This is a genomic window from Microbacterium sp. P26, from assembly GCF_023712585.1.
Lineage (GTDB): Bacteria > Actinomycetota > Actinomycetes > Actinomycetales > Microbacteriaceae > Microbacterium > Microbacterium algihabitans_A.
Genome location: NZ_JAMAXZ010000040.1, coordinates 1 through 255, shown reverse-complemented (window position 1 = coordinate 255; position 255 = coordinate 1). Strand labels below are relative to the sequence as shown.

The window sequence follows — 255 nt, the reverse complement described above, 5'->3', positions numbered from 1 at the left end:
TTGGGCCACCGGCTTCAGGTGTTACCGACTTTCATGACTTGACGGGCGGTGTGTACAAGACCCGGGAACGTATTCACCGCAGCGTTGCTGATCTGCGATTACTAGCGACTCCGACTTCATGAGGTCGGGTTGCAGACCTCAATCCGAACTGGGACCGGCTTTTTGGGATTCGCTCCACCTCACGGTATTGCAGCCCTTTGTACCGGCCATTGTAGCATGCGTGAAGCCCAAGACATAAGGGGCATGATGATTTGA

At 54.5% G+C, this 255-nt stretch carries 1 rRNA gene; it reads right to left on the bottom strand.

The window, feature by feature from the left end:
* Window positions 1-255: ribosomal RNA gene (locus M3667_RS16645) — 16S ribosomal RNA — on the bottom strand; the annotation flags it as partial.